General features: G+C 64.6%; 5 protein-coding genes. All 5 read right to left on the reverse strand.

The features are described from left to right. Window positions 1-423 (reverse strand): enoyl-CoA hydratase/isomerase family protein (locus tag VFA16_RS20905; protein ID WP_324969664.1); only part of this gene is annotated, 423 nt, incomplete at its 3' end. An 83-nt stretch (window positions 424-506) separates the two neighbouring features. Next, complete coding sequence (locus tag VFA16_RS20910) at window positions 507-1,709, reverse strand: amidohydrolase family protein (protein ID WP_324969665.1); 1,203 nt, start codon at window positions 1,707-1,709, stop codon at window positions 507-509. A 97-nt stretch (window positions 1,710-1,806) separates the two neighbouring features. Then, window positions 1,807-2,820 carry a hotdog fold thioesterase gene (locus VFA16_RS20915; protein WP_324969666.1) on the reverse strand — a complete coding sequence of 338 codons (1,014 nt, stop codon included), beginning with the start codon at window positions 2,818-2,820 and terminating at the stop codon, window positions 1,807-1,809. A 107-nt stretch (window positions 2,821-2,927) separates the two neighbouring features. Beyond that, window positions 2,928-4,430, reverse strand: a complete 1,503-nt coding sequence (locus tag VFA16_RS20920) for a class I adenylate-forming enzyme family protein (protein ID WP_324969667.1) — start codon at window positions 4,428-4,430, stop codon at window positions 2,928-2,930. Further along, a partial coding sequence (locus VFA16_RS20925) for an acyl-CoA dehydrogenase family protein (protein ID WP_324969668.1) occupies window positions 4,427-5,020 on the reverse strand: 594 nt, incomplete at its 5' end. The genes VFA16_RS20920 and VFA16_RS20925, both read right to left, overlap by 4 nt.

The raw sequence follows: 5,020 nt of genomic DNA on the forward strand, positions 1-5,020 counted from the left end.
GAAATACGCGTCCTCGGATGCCACGCAGAAGTCCGTCAGCAGTCCCAGATAGATGCCGCCGCCCATGCAGTAGCCATGGATTTGCGAGATCGTCGGCTTGGGAAACTCCCACAGATACAACGTCGGCCACAAAAACAGATCAGCGGTGCCCTTGTACAGCTCCTCGAATGTGGTGCCGAACTCTGGATACGGGTTCTCGTCGGGGCCCCAGCGAGCCACATGCCCGCCGCAGAAGCCGTTGCCATTGGCCTTGAGGATCACGACTTTGATCTCACCGTCGCGGTCGGCGTCGTGCAGACACTCGTCGACCTCCCGCACCAGCGTCGAGTCCTTGGTGTTCGCCTTCTCGGGCCGATTGAGGATGATCCGCGCAATCGGCGGATCGCGTTGATAGATGACCGCGTTGAGGATGCGCTGCTCCATGTCGTGACCCTAGGTGATGAGCAGACGCATAAGCCCCTCATTTCGCCGCGCGAAATGGGGGCTTTTGCGACTGGTGGCTGGTGTCAGGCGCTGACGGGCTTCGCCGGTTGCGAAACCTTCATCAGCTTCATCAGGTTGCCGCCCATGATCTTTTCGACGTCTTCCTGATCGAGGTCGCTGAGCTCGTCGACGAAGCTCAGCGGGTCAGCCAATCCCTCGGGGTGCGGCCAGTCGGAGCCGAACACCACCCGATCCGAGCCGACCATCTTCGCGATCTCGACGAAGTTGTCCTCCCAGAACGGGCTGATGTAGATGCACCGCTTGAACGTCTCGATGGGTTCCTCGGCGAACGCGTTCGGCATTTTCTTGTAGACGCCCTTGAGGCCCTTGAACAGATGCGGCACCCACTCCGCGCCGTTCTCGATCGACAGGATCCGCAGCTCCGGATTACGCGACAGCGCGCCGTGGCAGATCAAGGCACCCATCGCGTCCTCGATCGGCCGGTGGCCCATCACCAGGCTCCGGAACGCGGTCGGCCTGAACGGCAGGAACTCGTCACCGGGCTCCCACACGTTTGCGAACTCTGTGTAGCCGCTGTCGGAGGCGTGCATGGAGACCGGGATGCCGGCTTTGATGCAGGCCTGCCAGAACGGGTCGAACTCCTCCAACCCGAATGAGCGGCTGCCGCGGTAGCCGGGCACCGGCGCCGGGCGGACCAGCACGGTGCGCGCCCCGCGCTCCAGGCACCACTCGAGTTCTTCCAGCGCGCGCTCGACGATGGGCAGGGTGATCACTGGGGTTGCGAAGATGCGTTCCTTGTAGTTGAACGACCAGGTTTCGTACATCCACTGGTTCAGTGCGTGGATGACGTCGTGCGTCATTTCCGGGTCGTCCTTCATCCGCTCTTCGACCAGGCTGGCCAGGGTGGGGAACATCAGCGCGTAGTCGACGCCAAGTTCGTCCATGACCTCCAAGCGGGGTCCGGGTTCGCGGAAGGCAGGGATGGCCTTCATCGGCTCGCCCATGATCTCCCGGAAGCTCTTGCCGCCGCTGCCGTGCCGGAAGTATTCCTCCTGCGCGCCGGGGCGGGCCACTACGTCGAAGGTGGGGTTGGGGATGTACTCGCTGATGTGGCCGCGCACCACGATCTTGGTGCGGCCGCGGACCTGCACGTAGTCGATGACGTGCTTGCGGTTGTCCGGCAGGAACTTGGTCAGCGCGTCCTGGGTTTCGTACATGTGGTTGTCGGCGTCGAACACCGGAAAGGGCAGTTCGCGGGACGGCATGGCGACCTCCTTGCAATGGGTCTTACGTTGTCATAGGGGCTGGTCTGGTAATGACGTTACCACTCTGCGCGGCGAGACGTAATAGGCGCCCGAATATTCACTGGGGTTCCTTGTCGTCGTGCTCGACGACGGCAAAGTTCACGGTGGCGGTTGCGGCGAGTTCGTCGTCGACGCTGCGGAAGATGTCGACCTGCGTGACAACCGATCGCCGACCCGCTCGCAGAACCCGGGGGACAGCTCGAGCAAACCCCTCACGGACCGGTCGCAGGTATCGAACAAACAAATCAGCAGTGGTCAGGCCTGCGCCCGCCGGCAGATACCGGAGCCCGAGCTGTCCGCCGGCGACATCGGCCAGCGTCGCGATCAAGCCGCCCTGCAGCGCACCCGAGGTGTTCACTACCTGCGGGCTGACCGGTATTTCCACAGCGTCGTGGTGGTGGGCGGCATCCCGCAGTCCTACCTGCGCGAACAGCTCCGACAGCGTGGACGGCGTCGATTCGGTGTCGCCTTGCCCTTCGCCGAGAGCGCGTATGCAGAAGTCGTACAGCTGGCCGGAGTCAATCGGGGTTCCGTTTAATTCCGCACCGAGCCAGTGCAGCCGCAGCGCGCCCAGCAAAGTCTGCATGACAATGGCGGCCGCAGCTCCGACGTCCAGCCCGGGTCGAAAGGTTCCTTCGGTGATGCCGCGATCCACGATGTCGCGGATGAGTTGGTGCAGCGGGGAGACCACTCGGGCGTAGTCGCGGGGCCGGGTCTCCGCCAGCTGCTGGTTGTACAAGGTCAATGCCCGGTTGAGGCTGTCCTGGGTGCTCGACTCGGGTTGCGCACTGATGCGGTCGACCACCAGTTTCAGCGCGGCGCAGCTGTCCATTCCGGCGATTTCGGCACGCCACGTCCGCGCCGTTTGAGCCATGGTTCGGTCGAACAGCGCGAGCAGCAAATCGTCCTTGCTGGTGAAGTGCTGGTAGAAGGCGCGCAGCGACGTCTTGGCGCGCGCGACGACTTCTTGCACCGTGAAGTCGGTGCGCCCGGTTTCACCCAGGATCCCGACCGCTGTCTTGATGAAGCGGTCGCCGCGGGTGGTCTCGACTTCTTCGTCCGGGGCGGCCATGGGCGTTTCTCCTCATTTTGGTCCACGTCTGACGGCGCTTGAGAATGAGGTTACCGCTTGGTCGCCGTTTTGGCGCATCTGAATGCTCGAACTAGGGAAGGTTGCAGTTATCCGCCGCGCTCGCGGATCATCGCCGAGCGGTTGACCTTCGTTGCCGCTGTGCGGGGGATCTGCTCGACGAACTCGACCGTTTTGGGCACCTTGTAGGGCGCGAGCCGACTTTTCGCGTAGGCGATCACCTGCTGCTCGGTCAAGCCGGTGGCACCCGGGGCGGGTTGCACCACGGCATGGACGCGGCGTCCCCAGTCCGGGTCGGCGAGTCCGATGACGACGACGTCGTCGATGTCGGGATGCTCGGCGAGTGCGCACTCCACCTCTGCCGGGAAGACGTTGGCGCCGCCAGTGATGATCATGTCGGCGCGCCGGTCGGCGATGTAGAGATAACCGTCAGCGTCCACGTGGCCGATATCGCCGGCGGAACGAAATCCATCGGGAGTCGAGGGCAGGGGCGGCGCCCCGCCCAGATAGCGGTACCCGGCACTCATCGGCGCGCGCAGGTAGATCTCACCTTGCTCACCTGGGCCGAGCTCTCTGCCCTGCTCATCGAGGATCCGAATCTCGGTGCCCCGGAAGCCGCGACCGACGCTGCCGGGATGCGCCAGCCACTCGTCGCCGCGCAACGCGGTGAGCCCCAGATTCTCCGTCATCCCGTAGGCCATCAAAACCTGCTCGGGGCTCAGCAATTCGAACCAGGTGCCCAGCAGCCCGGGCGGAATCACGGCGGCTCCCTGCAGAATCCAGGCCACGCTGGAGAAATCGCGCCGACGGATATCGGGTAGCGCGGCGATCCGCGCCAGCATCGTCGGCGTGGCCGTGAAGTTGGTGATCCGGTACCGTTCGATCGCATCGACAACCCTTGCGGCATCGAACTTTTCCAGCACCACCAAGCGGTCACCGCCCAGCAGGTTGTTGAGCGGTGCGAAGCCATTGGTGTGATACATCGGCCCAGGCACCAGAATCGTTTGGGGTTGTGGCACCGGCATCCAGTGCGCCATGAACGGGACGCTGTGCTCGGGTGTCCACAGCGCCTGCGCCAGGTTGAGGATCACTTTGGGCAGCCCGGTCGAGCCGCTGCTGCAGATCCCGTTGACCATGGGGGACACCACATCGGGTAGCGGGCTGTCGGGCTGCTGTGCCGCCCGGGACGCGAGCTCCGAGCGGTGCTGGTCGTCGAGGACAACGACGGGGTCGATCACCTTGAGCACCCGCGATCGCTCCCACTCGGGCAGGTCCCAGCGCATCGGGACCGGAACAGCGCCGATCTTCCAGCATCCCAGCGCGGCCAAGACTAGATGCTCACAATTCGGGATTTCAAGCGCGACAAGCGAACCCGTCTGCGCGCCAGCCGCGGCCAGTGCGCGGCCCCATTGATTGGCACGAGCGTCGAGCTCGACGAAAGTCATGGCATGTGCAGTGCCGTCGGGTGCCACTGTGACCAGAGCCCGTTCCTCGCCTAGTTGCTCTGCGAGCTGCTGCAGCCTGGTACCGAACGGGATTCCGCCGTCAGCCTGGCCGGGCGCCACCCCGGCGGCGATGGGCCCAACGCTCATGCCGTGGCCACCGGTTGGCTGAACAGCGTTTCCAGCTGTCCGTCGCGTACGCCCGGGATCAGGCGCAGCGCGAGTTCCTCGGCGCTGGCAGGCAGCCGGATCAGCGGTTGCGTGTGTCGGTCGATGACGCTGACGTCGGACTCGTCGCAGAAGCCCAACGCCCCGAGCAACTGGTGCGACGTGCGCAGCACCTGGCGTGCGGTGTCGATGGCTTTGAGTCGAAGAACAAGCGTGTCCGCCGAAAACGCTTCCGGCGCTGCGGATCGCGATCGCCACACGGTGTACTTGGCGAGTTCTTCGAGCCCGCGTACCGCGACGGCTGCATCCGCGACGGCGAACCGGACGGCCTGGAAGTCCGCCAGCGGCTTGCCGAACTGTATGCGGCTGTTGACGTGTTCGGTGACGATCCGCAGCGCCCGCTGCATGGCGCCCAGAATCCGCCACGAGCCCAGCATCAGGTGCACGTCGACGTCCGGGGTTGGCACCGTCCCATCGGGTGCACTCAATGTGGCCGGGACTAGGAACGGCCCCAGTTTGGCGATCGTCCGTGACGACAATTGCGGGCGGTATCGGGTGGCGTCGAGGTCGAC

Source organism: Mycobacterium sp. (assembly GCF_035653355.1).
GTDB lineage: Bacteria > Actinomycetota > Actinomycetes > Mycobacteriales > Mycobacteriaceae > Mycobacterium.